Genomic DNA, 15,204 nt, shown 5'->3' with positions numbered 1-15,204 from the left:
TCAGCCGCTGGCCCGCTCCAGGTGGGTCAGGTACAGGCGCAGGTCGAACTCCAGCTGGTGGTAGTCCGCTTCCATGTGGGTGCACAGCTGGTAGAACGCCTTGTTGTGGTCCGATTCCTTCAGGTGCGCCAGTTCGTGCACCACGATCATCTTCAGGAACGGGGCCGGTGCCTCGCGGAATACGCTGGCGATGCGGATCTCGCGGCTGGCCTTGAGCCGGCTGCCCTGCACCCGCGACACGGTCGTATGCGTGCCCAGCGCGTGCTTGAGCACCTGCAGGCGGCTGTCGTAGATCACCTTGGACAGCGGCACCGACTGGCGCAGGTAGCGCTCCTTCAACGCCTGGGTGTAGTCGTACAGCTGGCGGTCGTTGCGCACCGTGTGCAGCTCGGCATAGCGGCGCTCCAGCCAGGGGCCCAGGCGGTCGGCCGCGATCAGCTCGCGCACCTGCTGTTGCAGGGCGTCGGGGTAGCCGGCGAGGTACTTCAGGGCGGTCATGCGGCTATGATGACGCCTGGAATCCCGCACCAACAGATGCAAAGGCAATGGCGAAGGCAAATCCCCTGCAGGAACAGCTGCTCAAGGCCGGGCTGGTCAAGAAATCCCAGGTGTCCCAGGCTGCGCGTGAGCAGGTGAAGGCCCGCCACGGCAAGGCCCCGGTGGCGCCCACCGACAGCCAGCGCGATGCCGAGCGCCTGCGGGCGGAAAAGGCCGAACGCGACCGCGCGCTGGAAGCCGAACGCAAGGAAAAGAACCGCCTGCAGGAGCTGCAGGCGCAGGTGCGCCAGATCATCGAAAGCAACCGGGTCAAGCGCGAAGGTGAAAGCGAGTACCGCTTCAACGACGGCACCCTGATCCGCACCCTGCTGGTCAACGAGGCGCTGCGCCGCCAGCTGGCCGTGGGCAGCCTGGTGATCGTGCGCTTGGGCGAGGGCTTCGAGCTGGTGCCGCGTGCGGCCGCCGACAAGATCCGCGAGCGCGACCCGGCCGCGATCGTGCTCGACAATGGCAAGGATCGCGCCGCGTCCGCCGAGCCCAGCACCGGCAATGCCGAAGACGATGCGTACTACGCGCAGTTCCAGGTACCCGACGACCTGATCTGGTGATGACGGCTGAACGGTTCACCGGAACCGGGGGATGTTCAGCCGGCCGTAAACCGACCCCGCCCGGCCGGATCTATGCTGGCGGTCCGGCAACGGTATGGGAGATGCGGCATGGCCACAGGGTGGGCAGGCGACGGCGCCGTCCAGGACCAGATCGACGCGACCGTGGATGACGCCATCCAGCGCGCCCGCGCGCAGCTGCGCCAGGGTCCTGGGCTGACCCATTGCGAGGAATGCGAAGCGCCCATCCCCGAAGCGCGCCGTCGCGCCGTGCCCGGGGTACGGCTGTGCGTGCGCTGCCAGGAAGCAGAAGACGCCGCGCAGCACGATGCGGGCACCTACAACCGGCGGGGCAGCAAGGACAGTCAGCTGCGCTGACTGTCCCTCCTCAACGACCAACGGTCGTTGCCTACCGGGCGGTCAACCGTCGCCCTGGATGCCGCCCGGTGCCTGCGACGGATCGCGCCAGCGGCGCACGGTGCGCTGGAAGAACATGTTGTTGGGAATCTGCAGCACCGTGCCTTCGTGGCCGCCGCTGTTTTCCTGCAGCGTGGTGTAGATCAGGTTGACGTCGATGACGCGCCCTTTCAGCCCGAGCTTCTCGCCGTTCTCCAGCACCTCGATGTAGTCGTGCAGCCGGAACGGGCGGGTGGTGAAGATCAGCAGGGTGCAGAAGATGTTGGACAGCACGCTCCACGCGGCGAAGAACGCCACGGCGCCCACGGCGGCAAAACCGGTGAACGCGGTCCACAGCACGCTGGCCTGCACGCCGATGATCTGCAGCACCACCAGCAGCACGGCGAAATAGACCACGAAGGTGAACACCCGGCGGGCGCCCATGATCATTTCCGGCGGCAGGGTGTAGTGCTCGCCGACGCGGCGCAGCAGGCGGCGTGCGATCAGGCGCAGCAGCCAGGCCACCAGCAGGGTCAGCAGGATCTGCAGGGCAGGGACCCCGTACTGCAGCCACTCATGGGTCCAGGCGGGCAGGTGTTCTTTCATGGAAACCAAGGATCGACGCGGGAGCGTCAGTTTACCCTGCGCGGTACAGCCGGGCCCTGCCCGGTTGCGCCAGCATACCGACCAACCGTGAGACGCACAGTGGCGCATGATCCTGGTACTGCACGCACAGGTCCGGTTGCGGCGGCAGCGCCACCCGCAGCGTCACCGGGCTTCCCGGCAGGGTGCACGCGCTGGCCAGCGACAGCAGAAGGGCAAGGCAACTGGGCGACATGGGAGCTCCTGGGACCACGCCCGGCGTGGTGACAGGAAATTGGATGCAACGGGTGCCGGAAAGGTTTAAACCTTTTCGAACGTCCCTGCATCCAAGGGATATGCTCGATACGACCATGCCCGCCCTCCACGCTGCCAACGACGCCGATTGCACCGACGAGTCCGCGTGGGTGCGGGCGGCGGTGGCCGGCGACACCGCCGCCTACGAGCGCATCTACCGCCGACATGCGCCGCGCCTGTATGCGGTGTTGTGGCGGCTGTGCGGCGGGCACGCCGCGCGCGCCGAGGATGCGCTGCAGGAGGCGTTCCTGCAGGCGTGGCGCGCACTGCCCGGGTTCCGCTTCGACAGCAGCCTGGGCACCTGGCTGCACCGGCTGGGGGTGAATGCGGCACTGATGGAGCTGCGCGCCAACGCCGCCCGCGACGCGGGCGACGGCGGCGAGGAAGGCTGGGACCTGCTGGCGGCGGTGCCGGCAGTGGACCGCTGCGCGGGCACCAGCCTGGACCTGGAGCGCGCGCTGGAGACCCTGCCGCCGCGCGCCCGCGCCGTGCTGGTGCTGCACGACATCGAGGGTTGGAAACACCAGGAGATTGCCGACCAGCTGCAGATGGCGGTGGGCAGTTCCAAGGCACAGCTGCACCGCGCGCGCGGCCTGTTGCGCGCGCGTCTGGGAGAACCGGCATGAACAAGAACCACGACAACCACGACATCGATTCCGACCTGCAGGCGCGCCTGCGCGCGCTGCCCGCCGAACGATTGCCGCCGGCGGATGCCTGGCAGCGGATCGCCGCGCAGCTGCCGCCACGCGTGGCTGCGCTGCCAGCCGCTGCGCCGGCACCGCGCGCGCGCCGTTGGCTGCTGCGCGTCGGGCTGGGCCTGGCCGCCGCGCTGGCCGTGCTGATGGTGGTGCCTACGTCCACCCCGCCCACGCCGCGCCCATCGCCCCTGCAGCGGCAGGCCGACGTGATCGCCGCCGAGTACCAGCAGGCCATGGCCACGCTGCCTGCGGCCCCGATCGGCGCGGACTGGCAGCCGGCGCTGCACGAACTTGATAGCAGTGCGGTGTACATCCGCGCAGCCATCGCCGAGAACCCGCGCTCGGGGTACCTGCTTACCCAGCTGCAGCGCACCTACGCGCTGCGTCTTGAACTTACCCAGCAGGCCGTCAACGCCGCTGGCCTGCCATCCTGAAGGAGAGTCCCATGCGAAACACCCTGCGTTTCACCGCAGCCCTGGCCCTGCTGCTGCCCCTGGCCGCGCAGGCCGCCACCCGCGTCGACGAGCGCCATCCGCTGGCCGCCGGCGGGCGCGTTGAAGTCAGCAACATCGCCGGCAAGGTCACCGTGCGCGGCTGGGATCGCAATGAAGTGGCGTTGACCGGCAGCATGGCCGATGGCCTGCGCCTGCAGCAGGACAAGAGCACCAACCGGGTGCGCTGGGAAGTGATCTATCCGCGCAACGGCAACAACGGCGGCGCCACCCTGGAGCTGCGGGTGCCGCGCTCGGTGGAAGTGCAGCTGGGCACGGTCAGCGCCGACATCGACGTGGCCGAGGTCGATCTGCGCCGCTTGCAGGCCAATGCGGTCAGCGGCGATATCTCGGCGGCGGGTCGCACGGCCGAAGCCAACCTCAGCACCGTCAGCGGCGATATCCGCGCGCAGGTGCAGAGCCAGCGCATGGCGCTGCGCGCGGTCAGCGGTTCGATCCAGGCCGGTGGCGGCATGGGCGGTGAGGTCTCTGCGGAAACGGTATCGGGCAGCATCCGCCTGGACACGGCGCAGGTGCAGCGCCTGGCTGCCGAAGCGGTGTCGGGCAACCTCACGGTGGCAGCGTCCGGGCTGGCGCCGGGCGGCAAGGTGACCTTGCAGACGGTGAGTGGTTCGATCGCCCTGCGGTTGCCGGCCAAGGTCTCGGCGCAGCTGGCGGTGAAGACCTTCAGTGGCGACATCCAGTCCGATGCCGGCCAGGTGGAACGGCCGCGCTACGGCCCGGGTCGCAGCCTGGACACGCGCCTGGGCGGCGGTGACGGCGATATTTCGATCAATGCCCATTCGGGCAACGTGCGGGTTTCGCTGGGCGGCAGCTGAGTGCGGCCCCCGCACCGGCCTGGGGCCGGTGCGGACGGCAGCGGCGTCAGCCGGCCTTTTTCAGCGCCAGGGTGTTGCCCAGTACTTCGATCTTGCCGCCGCTCTTGCGGAACGCAGCCAGATCGGCAGCGATGCTGGCGCTGCTCAGTGCGGTGTTGGAACCCTGCTTGCGGTCAACGCGAACGGTGTTGCCTGCCTTGGGGGAGGTCTTTGGCGAACGGGCCATGGATGCTCCTGTCATGGGTGTAACGTGGAAAAAATCGTCGACGCATCGTGCTGTTGTCGACGGTAGTCCTGCCGCACGATGCGGCAGTCATCGCCGCCCATCGCAAACTGGCGGCAGATCGCGGGACGCTGCGAATAAATCGTGCAGCGCAGGTGATAGGGGTCGATCGCGGCGCACCAACCTTCGTCGTTGCGCGCCATCACGGTGCGGCCCGCTTCGTCGGTATCCAGCAGGTAGCCGGGTACCGCGTCGTCAGGCATGACGGTCACCGACAGCCGGCAACACACTGCGTCGCAGCGGCGGCAGTCGATGGGGTCGGCCTCGGCGATTTCGCCCAATCGAATCTCTCTTTCAGCGAAAGACGATCCCAGCGCCACGGACAGGTCCGGACGGCGGCGGTATCGGCAAGGATGAGGGCCTCTTCGAGGCTGGGTACGACATGCGCATTGCGCATCGAAGCCGAAAGATGATAGCGCTTTCGGCGTAACGTTTTGTTAATACGAGGGTTCCACGCCCCGAAACCCTTGTGCTGCAATGGTTTCGGGGCGGCAGGGTCAGCTAGCGGCGGCCCAGGCCAGGCCGTGCACCACGCCGAACGACGGGTTGCCGCGCACCAGCGTCGAGCCCGGGAAGGCGGCGGCCACCGCCGCCTGCAGGTAGCCCGCGCGTGACATGCCGCCGGTCAGGAAGATCGCCGCCGGGTCATGCCCGATATCGGCGCGGACCTGTTCCAGCAACCCGGTCAGTTCGCCCAGGTAGCTGCCCGCGGCCGTTTCCAGCCGCGACGGGTCGACGTCCACGGCCAGGTCGCGTTCGATGAAGTCCAGCGCACTGGCGTGGCGTGGTGCGCTGCTCAGGGCGATCTTGCAGCGTTCAACCTCGCGGTACAGGCGCGCGGTGTTGCCGGTGTCCTGCAGCGCCTGCAGGCGCTTGCCCCACGGCGCCTCGGCCTCGCGGTAGCTGTGCTGGCGGAAATCGCGCTGGCGGGTCATGTCCTGCACCATCGCGGCCTCCACGTAATGGTGTGCCGGCACGCGGCTCTGGCCGCGCCCGAACAGCGGCATGTAGGCACCCAGGCTCAACGCAAGGTCGATGTCGGTACCGCCGCGCGCGATACCCCACGCGCGATGGATCTTCGGGGCCTGCGCGCCGCCCACCCGTGCATGCGCCACATCGGTGGTGCCGCCGCCGATGTCGACCACCACCGCATCATGTTCCTGCGCGCTTTCGGCGTGGTAATGCATTGCCGCGGCGGCCGGTTCCTCGAGGAAATCGACGCTGTCGAACCCTGCTGCGATGGCGGCGGTGTGCAGGATGTCCAGCGCCTGGTCGTTGCCGGCCGCGCCGATCGAACTGCGGAACTGCACCGGGCGGCCCAGCGTGGCGGTGCGCACCGGCGCGTCGAGCTGGCGCGAGGCGGTCAGCCGGATGTGCTCCAGGATGTGCGTGGCGATGCCGGTGATGGTCTGCCGCGCGCGCGGGTGCAGGTTGTAGCCCAGCATCGATTTCGGGCTCTGCACCAGGTTGCCTTCGTTCTCGTCGAAGTAGGCTTCCAGCGCCTCATCACCGTACACCGCGTTCTGCAGCAGCTTGGTCGAGCTGAGCGGCGCGCGCATCTGCTCTTCCATCCACTGCCGGCGCACCACGCGCAGGGCCTCGCGGCGCAGCGCGTCCGGCGCGCGGTCCTGGCCGGCGGCACGGGCGTCGCGCGCGGCGGCGTCGATCAGCCGGGCCAGTTCGTGCTCCAGCGCCGGGGTCAGTTCGAAGTCGTTCGGATCGCGCATCACCTCGGGGAAGTACACCGTGGTGCGGAACTGCTCGGCCTCGCCAAACCGGATCGGCACGACCCGGCCGTCCACCACGGCGGCGGCGGCGGAGTTGCTGGTGCCAAAGTCGATGCCGATTTTCATGCGGGGCCGGGCCGGAGGTCAGGGGGCGCGCACTGTGCGGCAAGCGGGCCGCCGGTGCAAGGCCTGCCCGGGTCGGGCGGTTACAATGGGGGTTGTTCCGAACCTGAAGGCTTCACCATGTCCGCCGCACCCGCCTGCCCGCAATGCACCCTGGAAAACACCTACGCCGATGGCGCGCTGTGGATCTGCGCCGACTGCGGCCATGAGTGGGCGGCCGGCGATGAAGGCGGCCAGGGCGTGGTCGTGCGGGACAGCAACGGCAACGTGCTGGCCGGCGGCGACACCGTCACCGTGATCAAGGACCTGAAGGTCAAGGGCTCGTCGATCCCGCTCAAGCAGGGCACCGTGATCCGCAACATCCGCCTGGTCGAGGACGATGCCGAGCACATCGAGGGCAACTCGGACAAGATCAAGGGCCTGGTCCTGAAGACCTGTTTTCTAAAGAAGGCGTAAACGCCTGCGCGTGTGGATGCCGGCCAACGGCCGGCGCTACCGGGCGGTGCGCCGCCATTCAATTGGTGGCGGTGCGGTCCCGCCATTTCTGCAGGCTGTCCAGCTTGGCCTGGTAGGTCGCCCGCAGCACATCGGCGTCTTCGCCGGCCAGGTCGCGGGCGCGCAGCATTTCCAGCGAGGCGCGGCGGGTGTTGCCGGCCAGGAAGTAGGCGCGTGCCAGCCCGAAATGGAACTGGTGCGCGCTGCTGTACAGGCGCACTGCCCGCTGGTAGTAGTCGATGGCCTGCGCATAGTCGTGGCGCTGTTCGGCTTCGTTGCCGAAGCGGAACTGCGCGAACGGATCGCTCTTCTGCACCTGTTCCAGCCGCTTGGCCAGCACGTCAGCCCGGCGCGCATCGCCCAACCTGCGATACAACGCGCTGGCGTTGGTCAGCGCCGCCGCATGCCGTGGTTGCAGCTGCAGGGCCTGTTCGTAATCCTTGCGGGCCTGGTCCAGGCGGCCTTCGCGGGTGTCAAGCACGCCCAGGTTGTTCCAGCCGGCGGGGAAGGCCGGTGCCACCGCCAGCGCGGCATCCAGGTACACGCGCGCCTGCGCGGTGTCCCCGTCGGCCATGTGCTCGGCGCCGCGGTTGTTGTAGAAGTGCGCCAGGGCGCGCTGCTCGGTGATCGGGCGCGGCCCGTAGCGGTCATAGAGCACGTTGCGGTCCAGGTCGACCACGGCGGTGCGTCCGTTGAGGTTCAGCCCCACGTTGACGTGGCCCACGTTGTAGATCACGCCCTGGTCCTGGTGCCAGGTGACCACCTGCGCCACCTCCTGCACCCGCGCATCGATGCCTGCCGCGCGCGCCAGGGTGACGAACATCAGGGTGAACGACAGGCAGTTGGCGCGATGGGTCTTCCACGTTTCGGCCAGGGTGTGGGTGGCGTACGGGTCGTACTCCAGGTGCATGGCGTCTTCGTCGAAGATCAGGTGCACCAGCCGCACCAGCCGCTGCTCGCGCGAACTGACCGGGGCGATCACCCGTTCCTGCAGCAACGCGCGCAGATCCGGCGGAATGGCCAGGATCTGCTCCGGGGAGGGAATGGATTCGACCGCCTGGGGCTGCACCGCGGCGCTGGCAGGCGGCGCGGCCAGCACAGGCGTCGGTGCGGCGGCCAGCAGGGCCAGCAGGGCAAGGGATTTCCAGCCGTTCATCGCGGTCACCTCGCAGGCACGACGGAGCATTGGTAGCTGCAGTCTAGGCCGGCGCCCGCCAGCCGGCGCACCGCTTGTCGGCCTGTTGCACCCGCCGCCACCCTTGCCATTCGCCCGGGGGCCGGCCAATGATGCCGCCATGACCTTTTCACCGTTCTCGTTGCCGGCGGCCATGCAGGCCGACCTGGAAGCTGCCTACGCCATGCCTCCACGGGCCTATCACGGCTACCCGCACGTGCGCGCGGTGCTGGTGCACTGCCAAGCGGTGGCGGACGGCCCGGGCTGGGCGCACCCGCGCGAAGTGCAGCTGGCCGCGCTTTACCACGACGCGATCTACGAGGCCGGGCGCAACGACAATGAAGCGCGCTCGGCCGCGCTGGCACGTGCGCAGGTGGAGCGCTGGCTGCCGGGCGCCGGCGTGGACGTGGCCCGGGTCGAACAGCTGATCCTGCTGACCGCGCGCCACGGCACCCTGGCCGCGAGTGATGTGGACCCCGAAGCGGCGTTGTTCCTGGACTGCGACATGGCCATCCTCGGCGCGCCGGCCGACGTGTTCGACGCCTACGACCGTGGCATCGCCGAGGAATACGCCGGGCATGTGCCGGGGTTCCTGTTCCGGCTCAACCGGCGGCGGTTCCTCAAGCACCTGCTGCGCAGCCCGCGCATCTTCCTCAGTGACTTCTTCCATCAGCGCCTGGACGCACCGGCGCGGGCCAACCTGCGCCGTCGACTCGGGCACTGACAGCGGTCGATTACACTGCACCGGTTGACCGCCGTCCCTCACGCCATGCCCGTTCCCCTTCCATCCGCCACGCCCGATGCCGATCCGCGCCCGCAACCGCCGGAAGAACCCGGCCCCAACGAGTGCTGCGGCAGCGGCTGCCCGCTGTGCGTGCTGGACCTGTACAGCGACGAGCTGCAGCGCTACCGCGCCGACCTGGCCGCGTGGCGGCTGCGCCATCCCGATGCCGGGCCCTGAGCAGCGCCCCCGATGAGCCTTCCTGCCCACGCCCATGTGGCCCGCCTGGCGCTGCTGGCGCTGGCCGGGTTCGTGCTCATCGCGCTGTGGACCCAGTGGGCACGCCATGACCTGGACTGGGTGCAGGCCACGTTGAGCCTGTACCTGCACGGCCCCTGGGGCCTGGCGTTGCGGACCGCTTACTGCGTCCTGGCCGTGGCGATCATGCTGCTGGCCTGGTCGCTGCACGCCGCCAGCCGCTCGCCCCGGCGCAGCACGGCGGCGCCGCTGCTGTTCTGCGTGGCCGCACTGGGGCTGATGGGCGTGTCCATCGGCGACAGCTGGCTGCCCGGGCACGCGCCGCTGCTGGCCCCCCTGGTCCATGGCCTGGCGGCCAACACCGCGTTCCTGTGCGTGAGCGTGGCGATGCTGCTGCAGAGCTGGTACCTGCGCGCCGATCCGCAGTGGGCGCGCTGGGCCAGCGCAGCGTGGTGGTGGGCCTGGCTGTGTTTCGCGCTGCTGTGGCTGCACGTGCTGTGGCGCGGCCCGCCGCGCGGGGCCGGGCAGAAGCTGGTGATCGCCGCAGTGGTGCTGTGGCTGTTCGTGGCCGCGCTGCAGCTGTGGCGGCATGCGCGGCGTGAGGACGCTGCGCGGCTGGAGTAGGCGCTGCGGCCAGCCTGTGTACATGCCCTTGGCAGGGGACAGGCGTATCGTGGGGCGACTTTTCCGGGATGCGTGACGATGCGGCGAGCCAGTGTGGGCAGGGGACTGGGAGTGGTGTTGGGCCTGGTGTCGATGATGGGGGCCGCAGCCGCCCCGGCGGCGCCGCAGCAGGTCAGCCACGGGCGCTTCAACGACATCCCGATCCATGCACCGGAAGGCCACCCGCAGCGCGTGGTGGTCTGGTTCGATGGTGGCAGTGAACCCGAGCGCACGCGTGAGCGCATCGAGGCGCTGCGCGCCCAGGGCGCCTTGGTGGCCCAGGTCGATGTGGCCAGGCTGCGCAGGGGACTGGCGCGCGAAGGCGGCGGAAACTGCAGCTTCGGCGCCGGCGACGTGGAAAATTTCTCGCGCTGGTTCCAGGCGTACCTGCACGTGCCGGGCTACCACCTGCCGCTGATCGGCGGCGATGGCAGCGGCGCCGAGCTGGCCTACGCGGTGGCGGCACAAGCGGATACGCAGGTCTTTGCCGGCCTGGTCACCACTGGTTTCTGTCCCGACCAGGCGCGCGAGCGCGCGGTGTGCGGCGCCGGTGTCAGCCATGGCCGCCTGCAGCCGGCGGAGCTGGCGTTTCCGTGGTTGAACGCCGCAGGTGACCGCAAGTGCGCGGCAGGCGATGCCACCGCGTTCGTGCACAAGGTGGAGATGGGGCGGCAGTTCCAACGTACCGGGCGTGGCGATGACCTGCCTGGCCTGCTCGCGGCCGCCCAGGTCATGGGTGCGCAGAAGGGCGTCAGCCTGGCACCGCCGCCGGATGACCTGAAGGGGCTGCCGGTGGTGGAAGTGCCGGCACGGCAGGCCGGCGATACGCTGGCCATCTTCGTCTCCGGCGACGGCGGCTGGGCCGGCCTGGACAAGGATGTGGCCGCCGCGCTGAGTGAGAACGGGATTTCGGTGGTCGGCCTGGATTCGCTGCGCTATTTCTGGACCGAACGCACCCCGGAGGGCTTCGCCCGCGACCTGGAGCGCATCGCGCGGCATTACGGCAACCAGTGGCAGCGCAAGCGGCTGGTGCTGGTCGGCTTCTCGCAGGGCGCCGATGTGCTGCCGGCCGCAATCAACCAGCTGGATCCGGCCACGCGCGGGTCCATCGCCCTGGTCGGCCTGATGTCGGTGGGGCGCAAGGCCGACTACGAATTCCATGTCAGCAACTGGCTGGGCGGGGGCGGCGATGGCCTGCCCATCGCGCCGGAAATTGCCCGGCTGCCGGCCGAACGCACCGTGTGCCTGTATGGCCAGGAGGATGCCGATGCGTTGTGCCCGGAGCTGCCGAAGAACGGTGTCACGGTGGTCGCACTACCCGGCGATCACCACTTCAAGGGCGATTACGACCTGTTGGCGAAGTCGTTGCTGGAGCATCTGCCGGCGCAATCGCGGACGCCGTGATGGGCCGCGACACCGGTGTTGAAACGCAGCTGTTCCAGCTGATGGCGGCAGACGGGGCGATCGTGCGCGACGCACCGGCATCGGCCGCGCAGCAGATGGCGGATGCCATGGCGATGCGGCAGGCGGGGCACGACGACACCGCAGGCCCGCTGTTCTGCGCAGCCCTGCTGGAGACGCTGACCTGGCTGGTCAAGGACCGCGATGTCGAACTGCGCAGGGCGATCGCCTGGCATCGATCCGCCGAGGTGCGCCGCTACACGCTGCTGCTTGATGGCGCGGCGTATGCGGCGGCGCTGCGCGCGGCGAAGAAACTGGGCGATGTTGCCTACCCGGCCCGGATCGAACGCGAACCGGACCCGGACAGGCAGCGCAGGCTGGTGACCCTTGCCGGCGCGGTCAAGCACGCGCGCGGGGGAGCCGGCAGCTGGGCGGATGTGCTGGCGAGCGCCGCGGCATTGGATGAGGGACTTGCCACCACGTTCGCCCCGCACGGGGCGGTGCTGGAGGAGAAGGCGGCACTTGATCGGGACGCCGACGTCAGTGCCTGGCTGGCGCTGCGGGCGTCGACCCGGGCGGTCAACGGCGGCGCTGCACGCGGCCGCGACGTGGAGGACCATGTCGGGGCGTCGCTGACGCAATTGTGCGCTGCCATGAACGCAGCCGCCGGTGGCGACTCCGAAGCGGGCTATCGCATTGCCAGGGGCGCGCATGTGCCGGCCGGACTGCGGCCGGAGAACAGCCGGCACGTCAAAGGCGAAATCGACTTCCTGCTCATGCACGGCACCGATGCCGTGCTGATCGGGGAAACAAAGGCCGGTGGTGCCACCGCGATTGCCGCCGATTGCGTGAAGTTCCGCAACGGAGTGGTTGAGATGGCGGCCCGCGCGCAGCCGGGCATCACCTATCCCTTCGCGATGGGAGGCAACAGGCGCCTGCCGCAGGTGCTGCACATCAGCGGCGCCTCGCTCAGGCGCCTGGCGGACACCCACGCGGCGTGGCCGATGGCGGCCCGCTACTTCCTGCCCGAACCGGTTGCCGCCATCCCGCTGTCGCCACGGGCGATCGCCTACATCACCCAGCAACCGGCGAGCATCGCGGTCGCCGAACGGCTGATGGCAGGCGAAACGGTGCCAGCGGAAGCCCTGCTGGCCGTCTGGCAGGACCTGGCAGGCAATCCACGGCTGGCGTGGATCTGGGAAGAGCGCGTGCTGGCAGGGGAGGCCCTGCATGCCATCCATGGCAGCCAGAGCGTGGCGCGGTTTACCGACGTGTTTGCGCGGATGGCGGCAGCGAGATGAGCCGCGTGGCATCCAGCAGCGCGGCAGGCAGGTGCATGCCGCCCGGCGCCGCCAGGTAACGGGCGCGCCACTGCGGTGCGAACTTGGATTTGAAACGGCGCAGCCCGCTGAAGCCGTAGAAGCGCTCGCCATGGCGTGCCACCACGTTGGCGAAGCGGTTCCAGCGCCCGGCCAGCCGGTGCTGGGCAAGCCCCGACAGCGGCGCCATGCCCAGCGAGAAGCGGTGGAAGCCCTGTTCGCGTCCCCACAGGAACAGCTCGATGAACAGGAAATCCATCGTGCCCTTGGGCGCGTCGTCCACGTGCCGCATCAGGTCCACCGACAACTCGCGGCCGGCAGGCGCCTGCCACAGGTTGGCGAAGGCGACGATGCGGCCTTCAGCCTCGACGATCGCCACCGGGAACCGTGCCAGGTAGGCCGGATCGAAACTGCCCAGCGAGAAGCCCTTCTCATCGCCGGCCTTGTCGTCCAGCCATTGCTGCGAGACCTGCGCCAGCACCGGCAGCAGCGCAGGGACCTCTTCGGGCGCGGCCACGCGGAAGCTGAGGCCACCGCGCTTGCCCCGGTTCCAGGCCTGGCGCAGGTCGGCCCGTTCGCGCCCCTCCAGGCCGAAATCCTGCAGCGGCACCATCGCTTCCTCGCCGAGCTTCACCAGGGTCAGCCCGAGGTCCAGGTAGGTCTGCCAGTACGCTTCGCCGACCTGGTAGAACACCGGGCGCAGGCCAAGGCGGTCGGCTTCCTCCCGGAAGCGCCAGATCAATGCGCGGGCGACGTCCGGCGGCCCGACCGGATCGCCCATGGCGATCAACGAGCCCCCATAGCGCTGCATCATCACGAAGCCGCCGCCGGCCTCATCGCGCAGCACCGCCTTGTCTGCAGTGAGCACCAGGCAGGCCTGGGTGTCCTGTGCCGCGAGCAGGACCGGCGCCAGCGCATCCAGCGTGCCGGCGTCCGCCGGCGGCAGCGGGGTGCGGGTACTGTGCAGCAGCCGCGCCAGGCCGAAGATGGCCAGCGCGATGGCCACCACCAGCAGCGCACGCAGCGCACGCGGCGCGTTGCCCTGCGCGGCGAACTGCCACCACAGCTCGTTCTGGTATTCGACATGGCTGTACACGAAGAACAGCAGCCAGATCACCGCCACCAGCACCAGGCCCAGGTTGCGGATCCATGGCCACGACCACGCTTCATCCAGCAGCGCACCCTGCCGGTAGAACTCGCGGCGCGATGCCCACAGCGCCATCGCCACCAGCACCGATGCCAGCGCGATCAGCACCTGGCCGCCGCGCAGCCAGATCGGCAGCGGCGCGACCACGCAGATCGCCAGCGCCAGCACCCAGGCCGCATGGCTGCGCCGCTGCAGGCCCTGGCCGATCAGCAGCAGCACCACGCCGGCCAGGCTGCCGAGCAGGTGCGAGGTTTCCAGGATCGGCAGCGATGCGTGCAGCAGGTGCCGGCGCGGCGTCGGCAGGGTGCCATCGATGACCAGCGCAGCGCCCACGCTGAACACCGCCAGCGCGATGATCTGCGGCAACCACGGGCGCAGCGCGGTCCAGCCGGCGCGGGTGGCGCCTGCGCCCACCCGCAGCGGGCGGCGCAGGGCGGGTCCTACGGCCAGCACGGTGGCCAGCAGCAGCGGCAACACGTAGTAGGTGACCCGATAGATCAGGGCCGCTGCAAGCACCGCAGCAGGGGCCACCTGCGGCAGCAGCTTGAGCAGGCTCCACTCGAACACGCCCAGCCCGGCCGGCACGCTGGAAATCAGGCCCGCCAGCACCGCCACCAGGTACAGGCCGACAAAGCCAGGCAGTCCGGTCGGCGTATCCATCGGCAACAGCACGTAGAACGCCGCGCTGGCCAGCACCAGTTCGACCACGCTGAGCGCGGTGACCCCCAGCATGGTGCGGCGGTCCGGCAGCCACAGTGCATGGCCTCGGATCTGGAAGCTGCGACCCTCGCGCCCGACCAGCAGCACGGTGCCCACGTAAGCGAGCAGGCCTGCCGCGCCGAGCACGCGCACGGCCTGCGCCGAGACCGGCAGTGCCAGTGCAGCGGCGCCCGGTTCCAGCAGGAACGCCAGCGCCAACAGCAGCCACGCACCGAACATGAAGCCCAGCGTGCTCATCAGCACCACCTGGCCGATCTCCGCCAGGTTCAGCCCGGCGCTGCCGTAGCCGCGCAGGCGCACCGCACCGCCGGTGAGCGCCGCAAAGCCCAGCGTCTGCCCCAGGGTGTGGGCGAGGAAGGCGGTGATGCCCACGCGCGCCGGGTGCAGGCGCTTGCCGCTGCGGCGAAGGCCGATCGCATCGAAGCCGATCAGGCAGGCATAGCTGGCCAGGCCAAGCACCACGGTCAGTGCGATCTGTCCGCCACTCAGCTGGTGGAAAGCGTCGCGAATGGCCCGATAACCATGATCGTCGAACTCGTTGGCCAGCCCGTGCAGGGCCAGCGCAAGGATCCCCAGGCTGAAGATGACGGTCGCTGCGCGGCGCCAGCCGACGCGGGACGAGGGGGCAGGGGCGGGGTCGGTCATCGGGACAGCATGCTCCGGGGCAGGCGAGGAAAGAGTCAAAACACCCGGTGGTGCCTTGCGGGCGCATCGTGCGCTTCCGGCAGGCGCTTGCCAAGCAGCTTTAC

At 69.5% G+C, this 15,204-nt stretch carries 19 protein-coding genes; 11 read left to right on the top strand and 8 right to left on the bottom strand.

What is annotated here, in order from left to right; all coding sequences use genetic code 11:
- Positions 1–498: a M48 family metallopeptidase gene (locus tag NMB40_RS12595; protein ID WP_093533469.1), complete on the bottom strand. Its 498-nt coding sequence runs from the start codon at positions 496–498 to the stop codon at positions 1–3.
- Between the two features lie 47 nt (positions 499–545).
- Between NMB40_RS12595 and NMB40_RS12590 the strand changes: the two genes are divergently transcribed.
- Both NMB40_RS12590 and NMB40_RS12585 read left to right on the top strand, forming a co-directional pair.
- Positions 546–1,106 carry a DUF2058 domain-containing protein gene (locus tag NMB40_RS12590; RefSeq protein WP_494358616.1) on the top strand — a complete coding sequence of 187 codons (561 nt, stop codon included), beginning with the start codon at positions 546–548 and terminating at the stop codon, positions 1,104–1,106.
- A gap of 108 nt (positions 1,107–1,214) precedes the next feature.
- Positions 1,215–1,481 (top strand): DksA/TraR family C4-type zinc finger protein, encoded by a 267-nt coding sequence (locus tag NMB40_RS12585; RefSeq protein ID WP_282245322.1) that lies wholly within the window; start codon positions 1,215–1,217, stop codon positions 1,479–1,481.
- A 42-nt stretch (positions 1,482–1,523) separates the two neighbouring features.
- Here NMB40_RS12585 and NMB40_RS12580 read toward each other — a convergent pair whose 3' ends face one another.
- Together NMB40_RS12580 and NMB40_RS12575 are read right to left on the bottom strand one after the other, a co-directional pair.
- Entirely contained in the window at positions 1,524–2,105 is a 582-nt protein-coding gene (locus NMB40_RS12580) for a mechanosensitive ion channel domain-containing protein (RefSeq protein WP_494358615.1), read from the bottom strand.
- Positions 2,106–2,136: 31 nt separating this feature from the next.
- Positions 2,137–2,337: a hypothetical protein gene (locus NMB40_RS12575; RefSeq protein WP_282245320.1), complete on the bottom strand. Its 201-nt coding sequence runs from the start codon at positions 2,335–2,337 to the stop codon at positions 2,137–2,139.
- A gap of 100 nt (positions 2,338–2,437) precedes the next feature.
- On the opposite strand from NMB40_RS12575, the gene NMB40_RS12570 reads away from it, so the two are divergent.
- Genes NMB40_RS12570 through NMB40_RS12560 form a run of 3 tightly spaced genes read left to right on the top strand, consistent with a single transcriptional unit; the run spans position 2,438 to position 4,424 of the window.
- Positions 2,438–3,022 (top strand): RNA polymerase sigma factor, encoded by a 585-nt coding sequence (locus NMB40_RS12570; RefSeq protein ID WP_494358614.1) that lies wholly within the window; start codon positions 2,438–2,440, stop codon positions 3,020–3,022.
- Positions 3,019–3,528, top strand: coding sequence for a hypothetical protein (locus tag NMB40_RS12565; RefSeq protein ID WP_494358613.1), 510 nt, complete (start codon positions 3,019–3,021; stop codon positions 3,526–3,528). Before NMB40_RS12570 ends, NMB40_RS12565 begins: the two co-directional genes overlap by 4 nt.
- Before the next feature lie 11 nt (positions 3,529–3,539).
- Positions 3,540–4,424, top strand: coding sequence for a DUF4097 family beta strand repeat-containing protein (locus tag NMB40_RS12560; protein WP_494358612.1), 885 nt, complete (start codon positions 3,540–3,542; stop codon positions 4,422–4,424).
- A 46-nt stretch (positions 4,425–4,470) separates the two neighbouring features.
- Here NMB40_RS12560 and NMB40_RS12555 read toward each other — a convergent pair whose 3' ends face one another.
- The 3 genes from NMB40_RS12555 to NMB40_RS12545 all read right to left on the bottom strand — a co-directional run bounded on the left by NMB40_RS12555 (position 4,471) and on the right by NMB40_RS12545 (position 6,560).
- Positions 4,471–4,650: a hypothetical protein gene (locus tag NMB40_RS12555; RefSeq protein WP_068853593.1), complete on the bottom strand. Its 180-nt coding sequence runs from the start codon at positions 4,648–4,650 to the stop codon at positions 4,471–4,473.
- A gap of 11 nt (positions 4,651–4,661) precedes the next feature.
- Positions 4,662–4,961 carry a YkgJ family cysteine cluster protein gene (locus tag NMB40_RS12550; RefSeq protein WP_336618853.1) on the bottom strand — a complete coding sequence of 100 codons (300 nt, stop codon included), beginning with the start codon at positions 4,959–4,961 and terminating at the stop codon, positions 4,662–4,664.
- Between the two features lie 243 nt (positions 4,962–5,204).
- On the bottom strand, positions 5,205–6,560 hold the full coding sequence (locus tag NMB40_RS12545; protein ID WP_494358611.1) for an Hsp70 family protein: 1,356 nt from the start codon (positions 6,558–6,560) through the stop codon (positions 5,205–5,207).
- A 117-nt stretch (positions 6,561–6,677) separates the two neighbouring features.
- On the opposite strand from NMB40_RS12545, the gene NMB40_RS12540 reads away from it, so the two are divergent.
- The gene (locus NMB40_RS12540; protein ID WP_494358610.1) at positions 6,678–7,013 is read left to right on the top strand and encodes a zinc ribbon domain-containing protein YjdM; all 336 of its coding nucleotides are present in this window, start codon (positions 6,678–6,680) and stop codon (positions 7,011–7,013) included.
- Positions 7,014–7,071: 58 nt separating this feature from the next.
- Here NMB40_RS12540 and NMB40_RS12535 read toward each other — a convergent pair whose 3' ends face one another.
- The gene (locus tag NMB40_RS12535) at positions 7,072–8,238 is read right to left on the bottom strand and encodes a tetratricopeptide repeat protein (RefSeq protein WP_494358609.1); all 1,167 of its coding nucleotides are present in this window, start codon (positions 8,236–8,238) and stop codon (positions 7,072–7,074) included.
- Between the two features lie 109 nt (positions 8,239–8,347).
- Between NMB40_RS12535 and NMB40_RS12530 the strand changes: the two genes are divergently transcribed.
- The 5 genes from NMB40_RS12530 to NMB40_RS12510 all read left to right on the top strand — a co-directional run bounded on the left by NMB40_RS12530 (position 8,348) and on the right by NMB40_RS12510 (position 12,570).
- Positions 8,348–8,950, top strand: coding sequence for an HD domain-containing protein (locus NMB40_RS12530; protein WP_494358608.1), 603 nt, complete (start codon positions 8,348–8,350; stop codon positions 8,948–8,950).
- A gap of 45 nt (positions 8,951–8,995) precedes the next feature.
- Positions 8,996–9,187 (top strand): oxidoreductase-like domain-containing protein, encoded by a 192-nt coding sequence (locus tag NMB40_RS12525; RefSeq protein WP_282245307.1) that lies wholly within the window; start codon positions 8,996–8,998, stop codon positions 9,185–9,187.
- A gap of 12 nt (positions 9,188–9,199) precedes the next feature.
- Complete coding sequence (locus NMB40_RS12520; protein ID WP_494358607.1) at positions 9,200–9,829, top strand: DUF998 domain-containing protein; 630 nt, start codon at positions 9,200–9,202, stop codon at positions 9,827–9,829.
- A 78-nt stretch (positions 9,830–9,907) separates the two neighbouring features.
- Positions 9,908–11,272, top strand: a complete 1,365-nt coding sequence (locus tag NMB40_RS12515) for a virulence factor family protein (RefSeq protein WP_494358606.1) — start codon at positions 9,908–9,910, stop codon at positions 11,270–11,272.
- Complete coding sequence (locus NMB40_RS12510) at positions 11,272–12,570, top strand: hypothetical protein (RefSeq protein ID WP_494358605.1); 1,299 nt, start codon at positions 11,272–11,274, stop codon at positions 12,568–12,570. Before NMB40_RS12515 ends, NMB40_RS12510 begins: the two co-directional genes overlap by 1 nt.
- On the opposite strand, the gene mprF is transcribed toward NMB40_RS12510, so the two are convergent.
- Positions 12,533–15,100 carry a bifunctional lysylphosphatidylglycerol flippase/synthetase MprF gene (gene mprF, locus NMB40_RS12505; protein ID WP_494358604.1) on the bottom strand — a complete coding sequence of 856 codons (2,568 nt, stop codon included), beginning with the start codon at positions 15,098–15,100 and terminating at the stop codon, positions 12,533–12,535. The two genes, NMB40_RS12510 and mprF, sit on opposite strands and share 38 nt — an antisense overlap.
- Between the last annotated feature and the right edge of the window lie 104 nt (positions 15,101–15,204).

This window comes from Stenotrophomonas sp. FBCC-B152, from assembly GCF_059134105.1.
Note: the sequence above shows the minus strand (reverse complement) of the source record. Positions and strands in the feature narration are given on the sequence as shown.

What these genes read in the sequence shown, in the direction of transcription:
- NMB40_RS12595 (WP_093533469.1), bottom strand. Translation starts at nt 498, where the DNA reads ATGACCGCCCTGAAGTACCTCGCCGGCTACCCCGACGCCCTGCAACAG.
- NMB40_RS12590 (WP_494358616.1), top strand. Translation starts at nt 546, where the DNA reads ATGGCGAAGGCAAATCCCCTGCAGGAACAGCTGCTCAAGGCCGGGCTG.
- NMB40_RS12585 (WP_282245322.1), top strand. Translation starts at nt 1,215, where the DNA reads ATGGCCACAGGGTGGGCAGGCGACGGCGCCGTCCAGGACCAGATCGAC.
- NMB40_RS12580 (WP_494358615.1), bottom strand. Translation starts at nt 2,105, where the DNA reads ATGAAAGAACACCTGCCCGCCTGGACCCATGAGTGGCTGCAGTACGGG.
- NMB40_RS12575 (WP_282245320.1), bottom strand. Translation starts at nt 2,337, where the DNA reads ATGTCGCCCAGTTGCCTTGCCCTTCTGCTGTCGCTGGCCAGCGCGTGC.
- NMB40_RS12570 (WP_494358614.1), top strand. Translation starts at nt 2,438, where the DNA reads ATGCTCGATACGACCATGCCCGCCCTCCACGCTGCCAACGACGCCGAT.
- NMB40_RS12565 (WP_494358613.1), top strand. Translation starts at nt 3,019, where the DNA reads ATGAACAAGAACCACGACAACCACGACATCGATTCCGACCTGCAGGCG.
- NMB40_RS12560 (WP_494358612.1), top strand. Translation starts at nt 3,540, where the DNA reads ATGCGAAACACCCTGCGTTTCACCGCAGCCCTGGCCCTGCTGCTGCCC.
- NMB40_RS12555 (WP_068853593.1), bottom strand. Translation starts at nt 4,650, where the DNA reads ATGGCCCGTTCGCCAAAGACCTCCCCCAAGGCAGGCAACACCGTTCGC.
- NMB40_RS12545 (WP_494358611.1), bottom strand. Translation starts at nt 6,560, where the DNA reads ATGAAAATCGGCATCGACTTTGGCACCAGCAACTCCGCCGCCGCCGCC.
- NMB40_RS12540 (WP_494358610.1), top strand. Translation starts at nt 6,678, where the DNA reads ATGTCCGCCGCACCCGCCTGCCCGCAATGCACCCTGGAAAACACCTAC.
- NMB40_RS12535 (WP_494358609.1), bottom strand. Translation starts at nt 8,238, where the DNA reads ATGCTCCGTCGTGCCTGCGAGGTGACCGCGATGAACGGCTGGAAATCC.
- NMB40_RS12530 (WP_494358608.1), top strand. Translation starts at nt 8,348, where the DNA reads ATGACCTTTTCACCGTTCTCGTTGCCGGCGGCCATGCAGGCCGACCTG.
- NMB40_RS12525 (WP_282245307.1), top strand. Translation starts at nt 8,996, where the DNA reads ATGCCCGTTCCCCTTCCATCCGCCACGCCCGATGCCGATCCGCGCCCG.
- NMB40_RS12520 (WP_494358607.1), top strand. Translation starts at nt 9,200, where the DNA reads ATGAGCCTTCCTGCCCACGCCCATGTGGCCCGCCTGGCGCTGCTGGCG.
- NMB40_RS12515 (WP_494358606.1), top strand. Translation starts at nt 9,908, where the DNA reads ATGCGGCGAGCCAGTGTGGGCAGGGGACTGGGAGTGGTGTTGGGCCTG.
- NMB40_RS12510 (WP_494358605.1), top strand. Translation starts at nt 11,272, where the DNA reads ATGGGCCGCGACACCGGTGTTGAAACGCAGCTGTTCCAGCTGATGGCG.
- mprF (WP_494358604.1), bottom strand. Translation starts at nt 15,100, where the DNA reads ATGACCGACCCCGCCCCTGCCCCCTCGTCCCGCGTCGGCTGGCGCCGC.